The following is a 16,321-nucleotide window of genomic DNA, read 5'->3' as shown; positions in this document are numbered from 1 at the left end:
CCCCCGCCACTTGGCGTGCGTTCCGAGAAGCTACGCGCCAGCGCCGAAAGGCAAGCGCGAATCCATGCTCTGCGAATCCCAAGTCTGGCGGATCCAGCCGTGGTGGGGATCATCGCTGATCAGCCAATCGCGCACCCGCCCCGGGCCGGCCATGACGTTCAGGTAGTAGAGGTCGTATCCCGGCCCGGCCATGGCCGGACCATGCCAGCCGTAGGGGACCAGGACAACGTCCCCGGTGCGGACCTCGGCATTTACATCGATGGGGCGTTCATCCGAAGCATAAACGCGCGCGTAGCCGATGGGATCGCTTGCCGCCTCGGCGGGCATGCCCTGGGCTAGCTGCGTCTCGAAGTAGTAGATTTCCTCGAGGCTGGTTTCGCCTTCCTTCTCCTGATCATGCTTATGCGGAGGGTAGGAAGACCAGTTGCCCGCCGGAGTGATGACTTCGCAGACGATGAATCGGTCCGCTTCCAAGGCGGCCGGGGTGCCGAAGTTGTGGACCTGGCGGGAGCAGTTTCCTGCGCCGCGCAGCTCCACAGGGGTCTCTTCTGCCCTGATCAGCCGGGTCGGGTAGGACTGCTTGGCCGGGGCCAGCGCGACGGCGACCCGGCCCCCTTTGGCGGAGCTGATGGACAGCGCCGTGTTGATGCCGGTGTAGAGGACATCAGCAGGTCCAGCAAAGACTGATTCGCGACCCTTGAGAACATGTTCGGTTCCTGCCATGGCGACAGTGAATGATTCGCCGCTGAGCGGGACCACGATCCGTTCTTCGCTGCAGGCCTCCAGTTCAACTGTTTGGCCAGGGGCCAGCTCAGCTACCTTGAGTCCGGTGTGTGCCCAGCCGTCTATGGAAACGGCTGAGTCATGGGCACCGAGCGAGATGCTCCATTCTCCGTTAGCGGCCGAACCTGCAGGGTAAATCCAATCGGTCATCAGTCGATCCTTTCGACGGCGGGGGACAGGTGCCTAGCGTTGCACCAAGGTCATTTCAAAACTGTAGGCGTCTGCTCGATAAACATGGGAGCCGGTTTCCACGTTGCGCCCAGTGTCATCCACCGCGGTGCGCTGCATGGTCACCAGGGCCGAACCGGCCGCTGCGTCCAAGGTCTTGGCCTGGGCTTCATCTGCGGTCGTGGCCCCGATGCGCTGCTGGGCCAGGCGGAAGTTCACCCCTGCTTCGCGCAGGAGCTCGTAGAGGCCATGGGCCTGCAAGGACTTTTCGTCCAGCTCGACAATGTCGTCGCGAACCCAGTTCTCCATGAGGGCCAGCGGGCTGCCTCCGGCAGAACGCAGCCGGGTGAAGTGGTAGACAGAGACGTCCTTGGGCAGCGAAAGAAGATCCTGGATCTCCGGCGGAGCGGGAATGTGCTCGAAGCTGAGCAGGGTGGTAGAAGGCTTCTTCCCGGCGCGCTCAAGGTCGTCATTCAGGCTGGACAGCTCAAGATGCCGGCGGATCTGGCTGGAAACAACCTGCGTTCCCACACCGCGCTTGCGCACCAGCAGGCCGGACTGGACTAGGTCATCCATGGCCTTGCGAATGGTGGGCCGCGAAAGCCGCAGCCGCTGGGCCAGCTCGATTTCATTTTCCAGTCGAGTGCCCGAGGCCAGCGAACCGTCGCGGATCGCGCCTTCGATGCCTTGCGCTACCTGGTGGTAGAGGGGAATGGGCGAAGATCGGTCGATCTTGATGCTCAGTGGTGTGCTCACAGTTGCTCCTTGCCGGCGACTTTGTCATGATATGTCGCTTTGACAGGACAAACTATATATGAAAGTTCATGATTTGGGCATCCTTTGGCTGGAAATCCATTCATTCCAAAGCATTCTCCACGCTAGTTGGTGATCCCCAGCGGCGTTGCCAACCGCGGGGTTCGAGTCAGACATGAGGTCCGACAAGGGGGATTGGACAACAGGTTTGATTGTCCAATTGTCCTGATAAAAAATTCGGCAGATTCCATTGCCCGAGGATTCGAGTGGCACATATGGTTTTTTGGAACGGTCCAAGACTTGAGGCGAGCCGCGGCGGCCACAGGGAATCACGGCGTTAAACGCCGCAGGCAGGAGAAAATCATGAATGAACAGCGCAGCATCGGCGTGGGGCTGATCTCGGTGGGATGGATGGGCAAGCTGCACGCTCGCGCCTACAGTTCGGTGCCCTATGCTTATCCAGAGCTGGGCATCAAGCCAAGACTGGTCATAGCCGCGGACACCGAGCAGTCGCGAGTCGACTTCGCGATCTCAACACTGGGCTTCGAGCGCGGAACACTGGACTACCACCAGGTGCTAGCCGATCCCGAGGTGGATGTCGTCTCGATTTGCGCTCCGAACTTCCTGCACGCCGACATGGCGATCGCCGCAGCAGAGGCCGGCAAGCACTTCTGGATCGAAAAGCCCGCCGGTCGAAGCCTGGCCGAAACGCAGGCTATCGAGCAAGCCGCCATCCGCAATGGCGTGGTCACCTCGGTCGGGTTCAACTACCGGCATGCGCCAGCTATCGCACGCGCCCGCCAGCTGGTGCAAGAAGGCCGGCTGGGATCCATCACGAATGTCCGCGCCAGCTTCCTTGCCGGATATGCGGCAGACCCCCGAGCCGCTTTATCGTGGCGCTTCAACCGGGAGCTGGCCGGCAGCGGGGTGCTCGCTGACCTGTTCAGCCATGCAGCTGATCTATGCAGCCATGTTGTCGGCCCCATCCAGGGCATTTCCGCATCCACCAATGTCATGATCCCGTCCCGGCCGAAACTATCCATGGGCCAGGGCACGCACTTCGACCTGATCGAAGGCGGTGAGCAAGGTGAAGTCGAGAATGAGGATTACGCCGCAGCGTTGGTGCGTTTCAGCCCAGAAGGCGCGGCGGACCGCGCGATCGGAACTATTGAGGCATCCCGGGTGGCTGTGGGACCGCAGTGCGGTTACCGACTGGAAATCTACGGCACGGAAGGTTCGCTCAAGTGGGATTTTGAACGCATGAATGAACTGGAAGTCGTGCTCGGTCGAGACAACGAAGAGCAGGGGTTCACGACGGTGATCGGCTCGCCAAAGCATGGCGAATACTCCCGGTTCCAGCCAGGCCCAGGGAACGCGATGGGCTTTGACGACCTCAAGACCATCGAGGCCAAGAAGTTCCTGCTGGCTGTCGCCGGTGGCGAGAAAACGAACTCCACCATCGCCGATGCGGTGGCCGCAGCCGCAGTGGTCGAAGCGGCCGAAGCATCTGCCGCAAGCGGCACGTGGCAGGCGCTGGATGAGCCGGTGCGCGCTGCGAGTGTGCAATACTGACCGCCATGCCTGACTCGTCGCGCCGCCGCCCCACGATCCGGGATGTCGCCAAGCATGCCGGGGTCTCAAAATCCTTGGTCTCCCTGGTGCTCTCGGATCCTAGCAAGGTCAGTTCGATGCGGCGTTCGCTGGTCGAGGACTCCATCCGCGAGTTGGGCTATCAGCCCAACCTGGCAGCGCGCTCGCTTTCGGCCGAGAACCGGCATGCCATTGGCGTTGTCCTGGGGGAACTGCATAATCCCTGGGTTCTGACCGTCGCGGAAGTGGTTCGCGAACAGTTGCAAGCAGCAGGGCTTGACGTGCTGTTCAGTGCGGCCGCGATTCATGACGGGCAGGGTGTTGGGCCCGCGGAATTGCAGACCTTGCGCGATTTGCGGGTCAGCGGAATTCTCGTCGTCGGATCAGCCGATGACGCAGTCAGCTTCGAAGCCGCCTTGGGTGAGACTCCCGCGGTATTTGTTGGCGGCGGGCGCCAGGCCCAATCAGGCACTGGCGCGGTTTCGGTTGATGATGAGCAGGGCTTCGGCATGGTGATTGACCACTTGGTCGATTGCGGAAATGCGCGGATTACCCATATAGCCGGTGGCGCTGGTCCGGTTTCTGCGATGCGCGAAGCCGCCTATCATCGGGCGATGCTGCGCCATGGCTTGCGCCAGCACGTACAGGTGGTGGAAGCCGGGCCAACGATTCGGGCCGGGCATGAAGCCGTAGCGCGGTTGCTGGCCTCGGGGGCACGGCCTGAATCGCTGGCTTGTTTCAATGATCTTTCCGCCATTGGGGCGCTGCAGGCTCTGGATGAGGCTGGCGTGTCTGCGGCGGTGACTGGCTACGACAATATTTCCCTATCGTCGCTGGGAAGAATTTCGCTGACCAGCATCGGCTCGGATTCGGAAGATCTCGGTCGCAGCAGCGTGCGGCTGCTGCTCCAATTGATGCGGAATCCGGAAGGAAAATTTGCACGTCAGTTGATGATTCCACCGCGGCTTATCGTGCGCTCCTCGTCGCAGCTGCACCGTTGAACCCTGTGAAAGCGGCGTTTCGCCGTGCTTGTCAAGGTCGGCAAATTACTCGTCTTCACATCCTTATGTCTTAACAAAGTCTTGACGGATCGCTTTTCGTCACGCACACTTTAGGCATCTTGTGATTCAAGTCACGGAACATCTTGTTAAGGCGGCCCGCCCCAGGGGACAATCGGGGTGCGCCGGGGATTCCTGAAGGGGAAACGAATATGGGAAAGCCAATTTGGCGCAAACTCGCAATCACGCTCGCCATCATTCCAGCATTGGGGCTGGCGGCTTGCTCGTCCACTGGCGGGCGTGCACCGGAACCGGAAAGCCATGCCGGTGGCGGTGCGGTGGCGGCTACTGACCGCATCAAAATCGCGGTCATCACCCACGCGGCTCCAGGAGATACCTTCTGGGACATTCTTAGAAAGGGCGCTGAAGAAGCTTCGGCCAAGGACAACGTAGAACTCCAGTACCTGAGTGATCCTGATGGCGGACGCCAGTCCCAGCTGATCGAGCAGGCTATTGACCAGGGCGTCGACGGCATCGCCGTGACCCTGGCCAAGCCCGACGCCATGGCTGGAGCGCTAGGCAAGGCTGCCGATGCCGGGATCCCCATTGTCAGCTTGAATGCCGGTGAAGCCCGATTCAAGGATCTCGGAGCATTTGCCCACTTCGGTTCCAATGAGCAGCTTGCAGGCCAGGCCGCTGGCGAAAAGCTGAAGGAGGCGGGAATCAAGAAGCCGATATGCGTCATCCAGGAACAGGGGCACGTTGGGCTTGAAGCACGTTGCGCCGGCGTGAAGAAAATCGTCCCAGACACCGAAATACTCTACGTGCAGGGCACTGACATGACCCAGGTTGAATCAACGGCAACCGCAAAGCTCCAAGCCGATAAGCAAGCCGACGCGATCATCGGCCTGGGCGCACCCATCACGATGACACTGCTCAAGGCTAAAGCCACGGCGAAGTCCGAGGTCGAGGTAGCTTCCTTCGACATGAACTCGCAGTTGGTTGAAGAAATCACCAAGGGCAATGTGATGTTCACCGTTGACCAGCAGCCTTGGTTGCAGGGCTACATGGCAGTTGATGCGCTGTGGCAGAACAACCGTGGCGGCTTCACCATCGGCGGTGGACAGGCGACGTTGACCGGCCCGGCTGTTGTAGACAAAGCCGTCGCTGAGCAAATTACCAGTTTCGCCCAAGAAGGCGTCCGCTAGCCACATCCCCTCGGCGCGCGCCTGATCTGCCGGTAGCGGCGATCCGGCGCGCAGCCTGGACACGGAGGAAATCCCATGTCATCTATAACAGCTTCACCCTCTCAAAAGAGAAAATCTCCGGCTCTGGACGAGCGCGTCGGCAAGAAAAGCGCATTGTCTATCCTTCTGGGCCGTCCGGAGATCGGTGCTCTCGTGGGCGCCATCGCCCTCTTCGTATTCTTCGCCGTCGTCGCTCCGGTCTTCCTGGCTCCCGCATCCTTGGCCACCGTCCTCTATGGGGCTTCGACCATCGGCATCATGGCCGTTGGCGTGTCACTGCTGATGATCGGTGGCGAGTTCGACCTATCCACCGGTGTGGCCGTCATTTCTTCGGCGCTCAGTGCATCGATGATCTCCTGGTACTTCGGTCTCAACGTCTGGGTCGGCATTGCCTTGGCCCTGGTCGTCTCGCTGCTGATCGGTTTCATCAACGGAATCATCCTGATCAAGACCAAGCTGCCATCCTTCATCGTGACGCTGGCCAGTTTCTTGATGCTCACCGGCCTGAATCTGGGCCTGACGCGAGCCATTGGCGGCTCGGTGTCCTCTCCATCTATTGCGGATATTGAAGGATTCCAGAGCGCAAAGGCGGTCTTTGCCTCTTCAGTCAATATCGCCGGGATCGACGTCAAGATCACCGTGTTCATCTGGATCGCCATGGTGATCATCGCTTCCTGGATCTTGCTCCGAACCAAGATCGGGAACTGGATCTTCGCCGTAGGCGGGGATGAGAAGGCCGCTCGCGCCGTCGGCGTTCCAGTGGTCCGCACCAAGATCGGACTCTTCATGGCCGTTGGATTCTGCGGCTGGGTGCTGGGCATGCACAACCTCTTCGCCTTTGACTCGGTGCAGTCCGGCGAAGGCATCGGCAATGAATTCCTCTACATCATTGCCGCGGTCATCGGCGGCTGCCTGCTCACCGGCGGTTACGGTTCAGCCATTGGCGGCGCTATAGGGGCGTTCATTTTCGGCATGGCGAACAAGGGCATCGTGTACGCGGAATGGAATCCGGACTGGTTCAAGTTCTTCCTTGGCCTGATGCTGCTCTTGGCTACGGTGGTCAACATCGTGGTGAAAAAGCGTGCGGAATCCAGCAAGTAGGAAGCCAAGGACAAAAATCATGAAGACTCGCAAGAATAAGAAGACCGAAGACCTGCTCGAGAAGCTCGAGCCCAAGATCAGCGACAACCTGCTGACCCTCAAGGGAGTTGGCAAGCACTACGGAAGCATCATCGCCCTGCGCGGTGTCGACATGGTGGTGGATCCGGGCAAGGTCACCTGCGTTCTCGGGGATAACGGCGCCGGCAAGTCCACGCTGATCAAGATCATCGCCGGCTTGCACCAGCACGATGAAGGAGAGTTCAGTTTGCATGGCTCGGCCATCAAGCTCAAGAGTCCCCGCGTCGCACTGGATGCCGGCATCGCCGCGGTGTACCAGGACCTGGCGGTCGTTCCTTTGATGCCGATCTGGCGCAACTTCTTCCTCGGCTCGGAACTGACCACCGGGGTTGGGCCGTTCAAGAAGCTTGATGTGCAGAAAATGAAGGACATCACCAAGCAGGAGCTCTCCGACATGGGCATTGATCTGCGTGACGTCGAGCAGCCGATCGGCCAGCTGTCCGGCGGTGAACGCCAGTGCGTAGCCATCGCTCGCGCGGTATATTTCGGAGCCAAGGTCCTGATCCTCGATGAGCCCACCGCCGCCTTGGGCGTCAAGCAGTCCGGCGTGGTGCTGCGCTACATCCTCCAGGCGCGCGACCGCGGGTTGGGTGTCATCTTCATTACGCACAACCCGCATCACGCGTATCCGGTAGGGGACTCGTTCCTGTTGCTGAAACGCGGCCGCTCCATCGGGTACTACTCGAAGTCGGAAATCACCGTCGAAGAGCTGACCGCCCAGATGGCCGGTGGCGCTGAACTCGCTGAACTGGCTCATGAGCTTGAACAGCTTGGTGGACATGATGAAGAGCTGGCAGAGGCAGAGGCGGGCGCGAACTCTCAAGCAACAGCCTGACCCAACCGCAGCTAAGGCCTGGGCTTCTTCGCGATGGTGAAGAAGCCCAGGCCTTAGCTGTCCCAGTGCTTAGAGCGAGTAGTCAATCATTTCACTATGGCCAGTAGCGATGGAACGCACCGCGGCCTGGGCGATGGCCTGGGATTTGAGCCCCTCACGCAACGTGACAGGTACTTCCCGGTCTTCGTCCAGTGCCTGAACGAAGGCTCCCAAGCTGGCGGCATAGGTTGGCTGAACCCTGTCGAACCAGTTGCCGTGCAGCCCGTGGGATTGCGCGTGCTGCCCCTGGAACAGGCTGACGTGCCCCGAGGGTTGCCGTTCAGATGCGGCCATGGCTTCAGACCCCAGCGCTTCGATGCGTTCGTCATAGCCGTAATTCGTATGGCGCACACAATCTATTTGGGCCATCGCGCCACTAGGGAACTGCAGCGAACTGATCGAAGTGTCCACATCGCCAAATTCCGCAATCTCCGGGGCGGACAGGGCCGAGCCGAAGGCGTGCACCTGCAGGGGATCCTGGCCTGATATCCAGCGTGCCAAATCATAGAAGTGCACGGCTTGATCGCGGAACTGGCCGCCAGAATTTTTCAGGTAAGCCAGTGGTGGCAATCCCGGGCCACGCGAAGTCAACTGGAGCAAAGCCAGATCGCCGATTCGCCCGGAGTGCACGAGCTCCTTGAGCTCTGCGTGAGCGCGATCGAAGCGCCGGTTGAAATTGACCATGGCCTTGATTCCTGAACGTTCAACGTAGGCTACCGTCGCCTTTGCCGTTTCCAAGTCGAGGTCGATTGGCTTTTCGACGAGAGCCGCCAGGCGCGCATCGGCTGCAAGGCGGAGGTTCTGGGCGTGGGAATCCGTTGATGACGCGATGAACACTGCGTCCAGGCCGTCATTGCCGAAAATCTGGTCGAGCGTTGCTGCTGCCTTGGCGCCATGTCGCGAGGCCAGAGCAGCAGCTCGCTGAGGGTCAATGTCGTAGACCAGTTTAAAGTCGATCTCCGGGTGTGCGGCCAAGTTGTGTGCATGCACCGAGCCGATGAAGCCGGCGCCGATCAGGGCGAATCTTTGCATTGAAGGCACCTCGTGAAGTTGGTTGAAGTCAGGAGATCATGATGTCCAGAAGATTGCGCATGGTGCTGGCAACCTTGTGGAAGTCGTGCTCATTGGCGCGGTCAGAGAACATCTCGGAAACCCACCAGCCGTCATAGCCGGTGGACTTGATCGCGTCCACCCACTGCTGCAATGGGATGGCGCCACCGCCGATGACGACATTGCGGTGCACGTCCTGGGCCGGAACCTCATGGCGCCGATCCAGATCCAACCCGTCGGAAATATGGGCCGCCTTGATCAGTTCCTTGGGCAACGCGGCCACTTCTTCCAAGGTGTCCCCGACGGTCCAGAAATGCCAGGTGTCCAAGGCGATGCCAACGTTCTCGCGGCCGCAGCGCTCAATAATTTCCAGGGCTTGCCGACACCGATTGATATTGGACCAAGCCAGCGGTTCCAAGTAGATCTCCAGCCCGTGCTCTGCGGCGATCCCGGCGGCAGCAGATACATTATCGGCGGCAATGGCCATGGCTTCCGGTTCCGAGAGGCCGAGTGTCCCGCGGTAGCGATCATCAGATGCTGCGAGTTTTCCGGACTTGAAATCCTTGACCACATTCCAGTCCACTGGCCCGGTGCACATTTGCAGGATCGGTGCGCCGACCACTGTGGCGATTTCGGCCATCCGCCTGACTTCCCGGAGCATGTCATCCCGTGCGGTGCCTTGGCGTTCAAGGTCAAGGACTGCGCCGATTCCTGTCACTTCAAGGCCCGTGAGCATTTCTGGAAGCGTGTGCACAGAAAAGCCGGCATCAAGATAGCGATAGAGTTTCGGGCTTTGCAGCTCGATGCCGCCGAATCCGGCCGACCGTGCCGTTGCAATGTCGGTGGCAACATTCCCGTAGAAACTTGTTGTGACATTCATGGACAGTTTTGCCATTGGTCCTCCTTGGCGTGTGGAATGCATGCGTGGAAACGAAATGTACAGTTGTCAGTACAAAGGTGCTTCCAAGATCATATGCCCACTGCTCCCCGGAAAGTAATACGCTCGGGCAAATTCTCCATGAGTTTTTTCCGAGCCGCCGCTAGGCTGGTCTGCGAGTGCAGGATACGTCTGTTCATCACCGGTTTTTCAATGGTTCAAGGCGAAAGTGCGTTATATACCTTCAAGGGAATGCAGTAATCCGGCTCGCTGATTGACTGGATATTCGCCCGCGACAGTGGCTGTTTCGAAGGTGTTTGCAATAATGACCGTTGTGAACATTGCTCAGCCCGGTGAAGGGCGCCCAGGAAACCGGCCCCCGTCGATGGCGGATGTGGCGGCCTTGGCTGGGGTGTCTCATCAGACGGTTTCCCGCGTGCTCAACGACCATCCAAACGTCAGGGCGGGAACCCGCGACCAGGTGCTGGATGCCATCCGGCAGCTGGGTTATCGCCGCAACCGAGCCGCGCGGGCACTGGCCACATCGCACTCGAGCACTATCGGCATTCTGACCATCGGCAGCGAATTCTTCGGACCGCAATCCACCGTGCTGGCCATCGAGGCCGCTGCCCGTGCGCAGGGATATTTCGTGACCGTTACCGCACTGGATCGCTATGACGCGCACAGCGCGAGCGAAGCCCTCAGCCACCTGGTGGACCAGGGCGTTGATGGCGTGGTGATGGTTGCGCCCTTCGAAAAGGTGATCGATGCCCTGGATGATGCTGCCCTGACGATTCCAGTGGTGGTCGTGGCCGCTCGCACGGAGGTTCCCGACGCGGATCCGGCGCATTACGTGTACATCGACCAGCGTGAAGGCGCGCGCTTGGCCACTGGTCATCTTCTGGCCCTGGGGCACCGCAAGATCGTCCACGTGTCCGGGCCGACCGGCTGGTTCGACGCCACCGAACGGCAGATCGGCTGGCGGGAAAAAATGCTGGAAGCCAAGGCCCCGATTGTTGAGGTGCCAGCTGAATCCTGGCAGGCCCAGAGCGGCTATGAGGCAGGCCAGCGTCTGGTTGACCCGATACGCGCCGGCGAAGTTACGGCAGTATTCGCAGCGAATGATTACCTTGCCACCGGTGTTCTGCGTGCTTTCTGGGAAGCCGGGCTGGAAGTGCCCAATGACGTTTCGGTTATCGGTTTCGACGACCTGCAAATCTCCAATTTCCTGATCCCTTCGCTGACCACGGTTCGCCAGCCTTTCCGCGATGTCGGCCATGCTGCGCTGATGGAATTGCTGGAAGGCGCCACGGCTGACAGGGTCCCGAAAGTGATTGCGCCAACGCTGGTAATCCGGGCGAGTACCGCACCGCCCAACGCCCGCTAGGCAAGCGCTTCATTCCCCGAGTCCGGGATCCGGTATTGCGGATCACAAATTGTTAGCGCTAACATTGGATCGAGGTTTTGTTCTGCCAGCGCATTTTTCGCGAGTGGAGCAGGAAACGATGGCTATGGCGCTGCTCACCGAGCTGTGCGAACGGAGATTTCATGGCAACACAGCTCAACGGGCCAACCGCCCGCGAGATCATCAGCAACGGCGAAGCCGTGCTGGGCATCGAGTTCGGTTCAACGAATATCAAAGCCAGCCTGATCGGCCCCGGCCACCAGCAGCTTGCCAGCGGCAGCCACGCCTGGGAGAACCAGTACGAAAACAGGAATTGGACCTACTCCCGCGAAGCCATCGTCGCCGGCCTGCAGGACTCTATGGCCCAGGTGCTGGAAGATGCCCAAGAGCGCCACGGAGTACGCCCAACGCAGCTAGGAGCCGTTGGAATCTCCGCGATGATGCATGGCTACCTCGCCTTCGACGCCGACCGGGAACTGCTGGTTCCCTTCCGCACCTGGCGCAACACCTCCACGGCAAAAGCGGCGGCGATGCTCAGCGAGGAACTGGACTTCAATATCCCGCAGCGCTGGTCCGTAGCGCACTACTTCCAAGCGCTGCTCAACGGCGAAGAGCACGTGTCGAAAGTTTCCCGCCTGAACACGCTGGCCGGATTCGTGCATGAGCTTCTCACCGGAAATTTTGTGCTTGGCGTGGGCGATGCCGCGGGAATGTTCCCCATCGATTCAGCCACCGGCAGCTACGATGCACGGATGCTTTCCGCCTTTGACGCGGTGGCTGCCCGGCATGGCGCGACCGCAGGGCTTTCCTCAATGCTGCCCGCGGCACTGCCCGCCGGTGCAGATGCTGGCACGCTTAGCGAAGCCGGGGCCTTGCTCCTGGACCCCACCGGCCAGCTCCAGCCTGGCAGCCCGCTGTGCCCACCGGAAGGAGACGCCGGAACCGGCATGGTGGCCACCAATTCGGTAGCCCAGCGCACCGGCAACATCTCCGCCGGAACCTCCATTTTCGCGATGGTGGTCCTCGACGCGCCGCTCAAGGAAGTGCACCACGAAATCGACGTGGTCACCACGCCCGATGGGCATCCGGTAGCCATGGTCCACTGCAATAACGGCGCCAGCGAATTTGCCGCCTGGGCCCAGGTCTTCGGGCAGTTCGCCCGGGCGCTGGGCAGCGACGCCGACGACAACGCGGTCTTCGAAACCCTGCTGCGTTCGGCCCTTCAGGGTGCTGCCGACGGTGCGGGGCTCCTGGCCTACAACAATCTTTCCGGCGAACCGGTAGCGGGTCTTGCCGAAGGCCGGCCGGCCATCCTGCGCACCCCGGATTCCACGCTGAACCTGCCCAACTTCGTGCGTGTTCAGGTGTACGCCATGTTCGCCACGCTGAGCCTTGGACTACGCGTGCTGGCCGCCGAAGGCGTCGAGGTCAAGCAGATGTTTGCCCATGGCGGCATCTTCCGCACCGCCGGGGTGGCCCAACGGCTGCTGGCCGCTGCGATCAACACTCCCGTCCTTGTCGGGGACAGCGCCGGACACGGAGGAGCATGGGGGATCGCCGTCCTGGCAGCCTACCGGCGCCGAGTCCTCGATGGCCTGCAGCAGTCCCTGCCTGAATTCCTGGATTCCGAAGTCTTCGCCGGTGCCGCTTTGAGCCTCGCGGAGCCGCAGGCCGATGACCGTGCCGGCTTCGAGGCCTACTTGGAAACCTATGAAGCCGGCTTGGCTATTCAGCGCACCGCCATCACCGCCATCTAGGCATCGCACACAGTCTCGGACGAAAAGAGAAACCGATGAATCAACCACGAACCCTGGCGGATTACCCGCAGTCAATGCAGGACGAGGTGGCCATGGTCCGCCAGATGGTTGCCGACCTGCACGCCGAATTGCCGCGCTATGAGCTGGTGGTCTGGACTGCCGGCAACGTGTCGCAGCGCGTGCGCCACCCGGAAATCGCCGACGGCTCCGCGGACCTGTTCGTGATCAAGCCATCGGGCGTCGCCTACGACGAGCTGACCGCGCAGTCCATGGTGGTCTGCACCTTGGACGGCAAGCTGCTCGATGGCACCCGCGCCCCGTCCTCGGACACCGCGGCCCATGCCTACACCTACGAGCACATGCCGCAGGTGGGCGGCGTGGTACATACCCACTCCACCTACGCCACCGCATGGGCGGCGCGCGGCGAGGAAATTCCCTGCGTGCTGACCATGATGGCCGACGAATTCGGCGGCCCGATCCCGGTAGGCCCCTTCGCCATCATTGGCGATGATTCGATTGGCCGCGGCATCGTGTCCACGCTGAGCGAGTCCCGCAGCCCGGCCGTGCTGATGCGCAACCACGGTCCTTTCACGATCGGAAAGGACGCCAAGGCCGCAGTCAAAGCCGCGGTGATGTGCGAGGAAGTGGCGCGAACCGTGCACATCTCGCGCCAGCTAGGCAACCCGGTCGCGATCGACCAGAAGCATATCGACTCGCTCTACGAGCGCTACCAGAACGTCTACGGACAGTAAGGACATCATGGCCAAGGCATATAACACCCAAGAAATCTGGTTCTTCACCGGCAGCCAGGACCTGTACGGCGAAGAGACGCTGCGCCAGGTGGCGCAGCAGTCAACCGAGGTCGCGCAGGCGCTGGATGCGTCCGCCGACGTTCCGGCAAGGATCGTGTGGAAGCCGGTCCTGAAGGACTCCGAATCGATCCGCCGCGCAATGCTGGAAGCAAACTCGGATGACAAGGTGCTGGGCGTCATCACCTGGATGCACACCTTCAGCCCGGCCAAGATGTGGATCAACGGCCTGAAGGCCCTGCAGAAGCCGCTGCTGCACCTTCACACCCAGGCCAATGTCGAACTGCCCTGGGATTCGATCGACTTCGACTTCATGAACCTGAACCAGGCCGCCCACGGCGACCGCGAGTACGCCTACCTGGCCACCCGACTGGGCGCGGCCCGCACCACCGTGGTCGGCCATGTCTCCAACCCGGCCGTATCCCGCCGCGTGGGCACCTGGATCCGCGGCGCTGCCGGCTTCAACGCCGTGCAGAACCTGAACCTGGTCCGCTTCGGCGACAACATGCGCAACGTCGCGGTGACCGAGGGGGACAAGACCGAGGCGGAGATCCGCTTCGGCGTCTCGGTGAACACCTGGGCCGTCAACGACCTGGTCGAAGCGGTCCAGGCCGTGGCCGAGGCCGACATCGACGCGCTGGTCGCCGAGTACGAGCGCGAATACGACGTCGTGCCCGAACTGCGCGCCGGCGGTGCCCGCCACGAGTCGCTGCGCTATGCCGCATCCCAGGAAATCGCGCTGGAAGCCTTCCTGGCCAAGGCCGGCGCCATGGCGTTCACGACCAACTTCGAGGACCTGGGCGGGCTCAAGCAGCTGCCGGGCCTGGCTGTGCAGCGCCTGATGGGCAAGGGCTACGGCTTCGGCGCCGAAGGCGACTGGAAGACCGCGGTACTGGTGCGTGCCGCCAAGGTCATGGGCGAGGGCCTGCCGGGCGGCGCCTCGCTGATGGAGGACTACACCTACGACCTGACTCCCGGCAAGGAGCTGATCCTCGGCGCCCACATGCTCGAGGTCTGCCCGTCGCTGACCACCTCCAAGCCTCGGGTTGAAATCCACCCGCTGGGCATCGGCGGCCGCGAGGATCCGGTGCGCATGGTCTTCAACGCGGACGTTGCCGAAGGTGCGGTGGTCGTGTCCATGGCCGATATGCGCGAGCGCTTCCGCCTGACTGCCAATGTGGTGGATGTAGTCACCCCGCCGGCGGATCTGCCGAACCTGCCGGTGGCGCGCGCGGTGTGGAGCCCGCGGCCGGACTTCAATGTTTCTGCCGAGTCCTGGCTGGCTGCCGGCGGTGCGCACCACACGGTGATGTCCACGGCCGCGGGCATCGAGGCTTTCGAGATCTTCGCCGAGATCGCAGGCACCGAGCTGCTGGTTATCGATGAGGAAACCACCCGCCGGAACTTCGCGCAGCAGATTCGCGTGAACCAGAGCTACTACCGCTTGGCGCAGGGTTTCTAGCGGTTCGAACAACCCTTGCCCAGGTAATGCGCGCCCCGTGGAGGGGCGTGCATTACCAATGAGTAAGGAATCTTAATTTATTTACATCGAGGGTGGCTGAAATCACTGTGTTAGCGCTAACATAGTGTGAGTCCAGTCTCACTCGCAGATATGGCAACCTTTCAAGGAGGAAAAGATGGCATGGAATAATTGGACCCGCAAGGCCGCGGCGACCATGGGATCGCTGGCACTGGTCGGCGCATTGGCAGCGTGCAGCGGCGGTGGCGCTGGCGGCGGAGCAGGAGCCGGTGAAGGCGAGTCGACTGCACCTGAAGACATCCAGGTGGGCGTGGCAATGCCAACCGAGACTTCCGAGCGCTGGATTGCCGACGGCGAAGCCGTCAAGTCCCAGCTGGAAGCCGCTGGCTTCGAAGTCGACCTGCAGTTCGCGAATGACGACATCCCCACCCAGCAGCAGCAGATCGACCAGATGATCACCAAGGGCAGCGACATCCTGGTAGTCGCCTCCATCGACGGCACCGCGCTGTCCACCCAGCTGCAGGCCGCAGCGGACCAGAACATCCCGATCATCTCCTACGACCGCTTGATCAACGGCACCGAGAACGTCGACTTCTACGTCACCTTCGACAACTACAACGTCGGCGTCCAGCAGGCGACCTCGCTGCTGACCGGCATGGGCCTGGCCGATGAGGAAGGCAAGCGCACCAGCAAGGAGGGCAAGTTCAACGTCGAGCTCTTCGCCGGTTCGATCGACGACAACAACGCGCACTTCTTCTGGAAGGGCGCCATGGATACCCTCAAGCCCTACCTGGATGACGGCACCCTGACGGTCAAGTCCGGGCAGACCAAGATCGAGCAGGCAGCTACCCTGCGCTGGAGCCAGGAAGAAGCCCAGTCGCGCATGGAAGACCTGATCACCGCCCACTACCAGGGCGGCAAGACCAAGATCGACGGCATCCTCTCGCCATTCGACGGCATCTCCCGCGGCATCATCACCGCACTGTCCAACGCCGGCTACGGCAAGACCATCGAGGCCGGCCTGCCGATCATCTCGGGCCAGGATGCAGAAATCGCTTCGGTGAAGCTGATCGACGATGGCGTGCAGTACGCAACCATCTTCAAGGACACCCGCAAGCTGGCTACCCAGGCTGTCGAGGCTGTGAAGTCCTACGCAGGCGGCGGCGAGCCGGAAGCCAACGACACCGAAACCTACGACAACGGCAAGAAGGTTGTTCCTTCCTACCTGCTGGATTCGGACATCGTCGTCAAGGACAACATCACCTCCCTGCTGGTCGACTCCGACTACTACACGGCCGAGGAAGTCAAGGCCGGCCAGACCAAGTAGTCTCCCAGGCCGCAATCCGGTGGG

Annotated in this window: 14 protein-coding genes; 10 read left to right on the top strand and 4 right to left on the bottom strand. The window is 61.3% G+C overall.

Annotation, left to right across the window (positions count from 1 at the left end; all coding sequences use genetic code 11):
* Positions 1–30: 30 nt before the first annotated feature.
* Both iolB and ACNPN0_RS15470 read right to left on the bottom strand, forming a co-directional pair.
* Positions 31–933 (bottom strand): 5-deoxy-glucuronate isomerase, encoded by a 903-nt coding sequence (gene iolB, locus ACNPN0_RS15475; RefSeq protein WP_105656538.1) that lies wholly within the window; start codon positions 931–933, stop codon positions 31–33.
* Between the two features lie 33 nt (positions 934–966).
* Complete coding sequence (locus tag ACNPN0_RS15470; protein WP_332486354.1) at positions 967–1,707, bottom strand: GntR family transcriptional regulator; 741 nt, start codon at positions 1,705–1,707, stop codon at positions 967–969.
* A 360-nt stretch (positions 1,708–2,067) separates the two neighbouring features.
* On the opposite strand from ACNPN0_RS15470, the gene ACNPN0_RS15465 reads away from it, so the two are divergent.
* The 5 genes from ACNPN0_RS15465 (at position 2,068) to ACNPN0_RS15445 (ending at position 7,553) form a co-directional block, all read left to right on the top strand.
* Positions 2,068–3,276, top strand: coding sequence for a Gfo/Idh/MocA family protein (locus ACNPN0_RS15465; RefSeq protein WP_448938146.1), 1,209 nt, complete (start codon positions 2,068–2,070; stop codon positions 3,274–3,276).
* A gap of 5 nt (positions 3,277–3,281) precedes the next feature.
* Positions 3,282–4,295 (top strand): LacI family DNA-binding transcriptional regulator, encoded by a 1,014-nt coding sequence (locus ACNPN0_RS15460; protein WP_448938147.1) that lies wholly within the window; start codon positions 3,282–3,284, stop codon positions 4,293–4,295.
* Positions 4,296–4,504: 209 nt separating this feature from the next.
* Positions 4,505–5,500: a substrate-binding domain-containing protein gene (locus ACNPN0_RS15455; protein ID WP_448938148.1), complete on the top strand. Its 996-nt coding sequence runs from the start codon at positions 4,505–4,507 to the stop codon at positions 5,498–5,500.
* Positions 5,501–5,575: 75 nt separating this feature from the next.
* A complete protein-coding gene (locus ACNPN0_RS15450) occupies positions 5,576–6,640 on the top strand; it encodes an ABC transporter permease (RefSeq protein ID WP_105656533.1) in 1,065 nt (354 codons plus the stop codon).
* A 19-nt stretch (positions 6,641–6,659) separates the two neighbouring features.
* Complete coding sequence (locus ACNPN0_RS15445; RefSeq protein ID WP_105656532.1) at positions 6,660–7,553, top strand: ATP-binding cassette domain-containing protein; 894 nt, start codon at positions 6,660–6,662, stop codon at positions 7,551–7,553.
* Between the two features lie 69 nt (positions 7,554–7,622).
* Here ACNPN0_RS15445 and ACNPN0_RS15440 read toward each other — a convergent pair whose 3' ends face one another.
* Together ACNPN0_RS15440 and ACNPN0_RS15435 are read right to left on the bottom strand one after the other, a co-directional pair.
* Positions 7,623–8,624 (bottom strand): Gfo/Idh/MocA family protein, encoded by a 1,002-nt coding sequence (locus tag ACNPN0_RS15440; protein ID WP_388024755.1) that lies wholly within the window; start codon positions 8,622–8,624, stop codon positions 7,623–7,625.
* A 28-nt stretch (positions 8,625–8,652) separates the two neighbouring features.
* On the bottom strand, positions 8,653–9,537 hold the full coding sequence (locus ACNPN0_RS15435; RefSeq protein ID WP_388024756.1) for a sugar phosphate isomerase/epimerase family protein: 885 nt from the start codon (positions 9,535–9,537) through the stop codon (positions 8,653–8,655).
* A gap of 307 nt (positions 9,538–9,844) precedes the next feature.
* On the opposite strand from ACNPN0_RS15435, the gene ACNPN0_RS15430 reads away from it, so the two are divergent.
* From ACNPN0_RS15430 to chvE, 5 genes are all read left to right on the top strand, one after another.
* Positions 9,845–10,906, top strand: a complete 1,062-nt coding sequence (locus ACNPN0_RS15430) for a LacI family DNA-binding transcriptional regulator (protein ID WP_105656529.1) — start codon at positions 9,845–9,847, stop codon at positions 10,904–10,906.
* 161 nt (positions 10,907–11,067) lie between these two features.
* Positions 11,068–12,681, top strand: a complete 1,614-nt coding sequence (locus ACNPN0_RS15425) for a xylulokinase (protein ID WP_448938149.1) — start codon at positions 11,068–11,070, stop codon at positions 12,679–12,681.
* 35 nt (positions 12,682–12,716) lie between these two features.
* Entirely contained in the window at positions 12,717–13,433 is a 717-nt protein-coding gene (locus tag ACNPN0_RS15420; RefSeq protein ID WP_448938150.1) for an L-ribulose-5-phosphate 4-epimerase, read from the top strand.
* A gap of 7 nt (positions 13,434–13,440) precedes the next feature.
* On the top strand, positions 13,441–14,952 hold the full coding sequence (araA, locus tag ACNPN0_RS15415) for an L-arabinose isomerase (RefSeq protein ID WP_448938151.1): 1,512 nt from the start codon (positions 13,441–13,443) through the stop codon (positions 14,950–14,952).
* A gap of 175 nt (positions 14,953–15,127) precedes the next feature.
* Positions 15,128–16,297, top strand: a complete 1,170-nt coding sequence (gene chvE / locus ACNPN0_RS15410) for a multiple monosaccharide ABC transporter substrate-binding protein (protein WP_448938152.1) — start codon at positions 15,128–15,130, stop codon at positions 16,295–16,297.
* The last annotated feature ends 24 nt before the right edge of the window (positions 16,298–16,321 follow it).

It is taken from the genome of Glutamicibacter sp. AGC84 (assembly GCF_053543575.1).
Note: the sequence above shows the minus strand (reverse complement) of the source record. Positions and strands in the feature narration are given on the sequence as shown.

Excerpts from the sequence above, each read along its gene's own strand:
- ACNPN0_RS15450 (WP_105656533.1), top strand. The coding sequence starts at position 5,576 with ATGTCATCTATAACAGCTTCACCCTCTCAAAAGAGAAAATCTCCGGCT.
- iolB (WP_105656538.1), bottom strand. The coding sequence starts at position 933 with ATGACCGATTGGATTTACCCTGCAGGTTCGGCCGCTAACGGAGAATGG.
- ACNPN0_RS15420 (WP_448938150.1), top strand. The coding sequence starts at position 12,717 with ATGAATCAACCACGAACCCTGGCGGATTACCCGCAGTCAATGCAGGAC.
- ACNPN0_RS15435 (WP_388024756.1), bottom strand. The coding sequence starts at position 9,537 with ATGGCAAAACTGTCCATGAATGTCACAACAAGTTTCTACGGGAATGTT.
- ACNPN0_RS15445 (WP_105656532.1), top strand. The coding sequence starts at position 6,660 with ATGAAGACTCGCAAGAATAAGAAGACCGAAGACCTGCTCGAGAAGCTC.
- araA (WP_448938151.1), top strand. The coding sequence starts at position 13,441 with ATGGCCAAGGCATATAACACCCAAGAAATCTGGTTCTTCACCGGCAGC.
- ACNPN0_RS15440 (WP_388024755.1), bottom strand. The coding sequence starts at position 8,624 with ATGCAAAGATTCGCCCTGATCGGCGCCGGCTTCATCGGCTCGGTGCAT.
- ACNPN0_RS15425 (WP_448938149.1), top strand. The coding sequence starts at position 11,068 with ATGGCAACACAGCTCAACGGGCCAACCGCCCGCGAGATCATCAGCAAC.
- ACNPN0_RS15465 (WP_448938146.1), top strand. The coding sequence starts at position 2,068 with ATGAATGAACAGCGCAGCATCGGCGTGGGGCTGATCTCGGTGGGATGG.
- ACNPN0_RS15430 (WP_105656529.1), top strand. The coding sequence starts at position 9,845 with ATGACCGTTGTGAACATTGCTCAGCCCGGTGAAGGGCGCCCAGGAAAC.
- ACNPN0_RS15455 (WP_448938148.1), top strand. The coding sequence starts at position 4,505 with ATGGGAAAGCCAATTTGGCGCAAACTCGCAATCACGCTCGCCATCATT.
- ACNPN0_RS15460 (WP_448938147.1), top strand. The coding sequence starts at position 3,282 with ATGCCTGACTCGTCGCGCCGCCGCCCCACGATCCGGGATGTCGCCAAG.
- chvE (WP_448938152.1), top strand. The coding sequence starts at position 15,128 with ATGGCATGGAATAATTGGACCCGCAAGGCCGCGGCGACCATGGGATCG.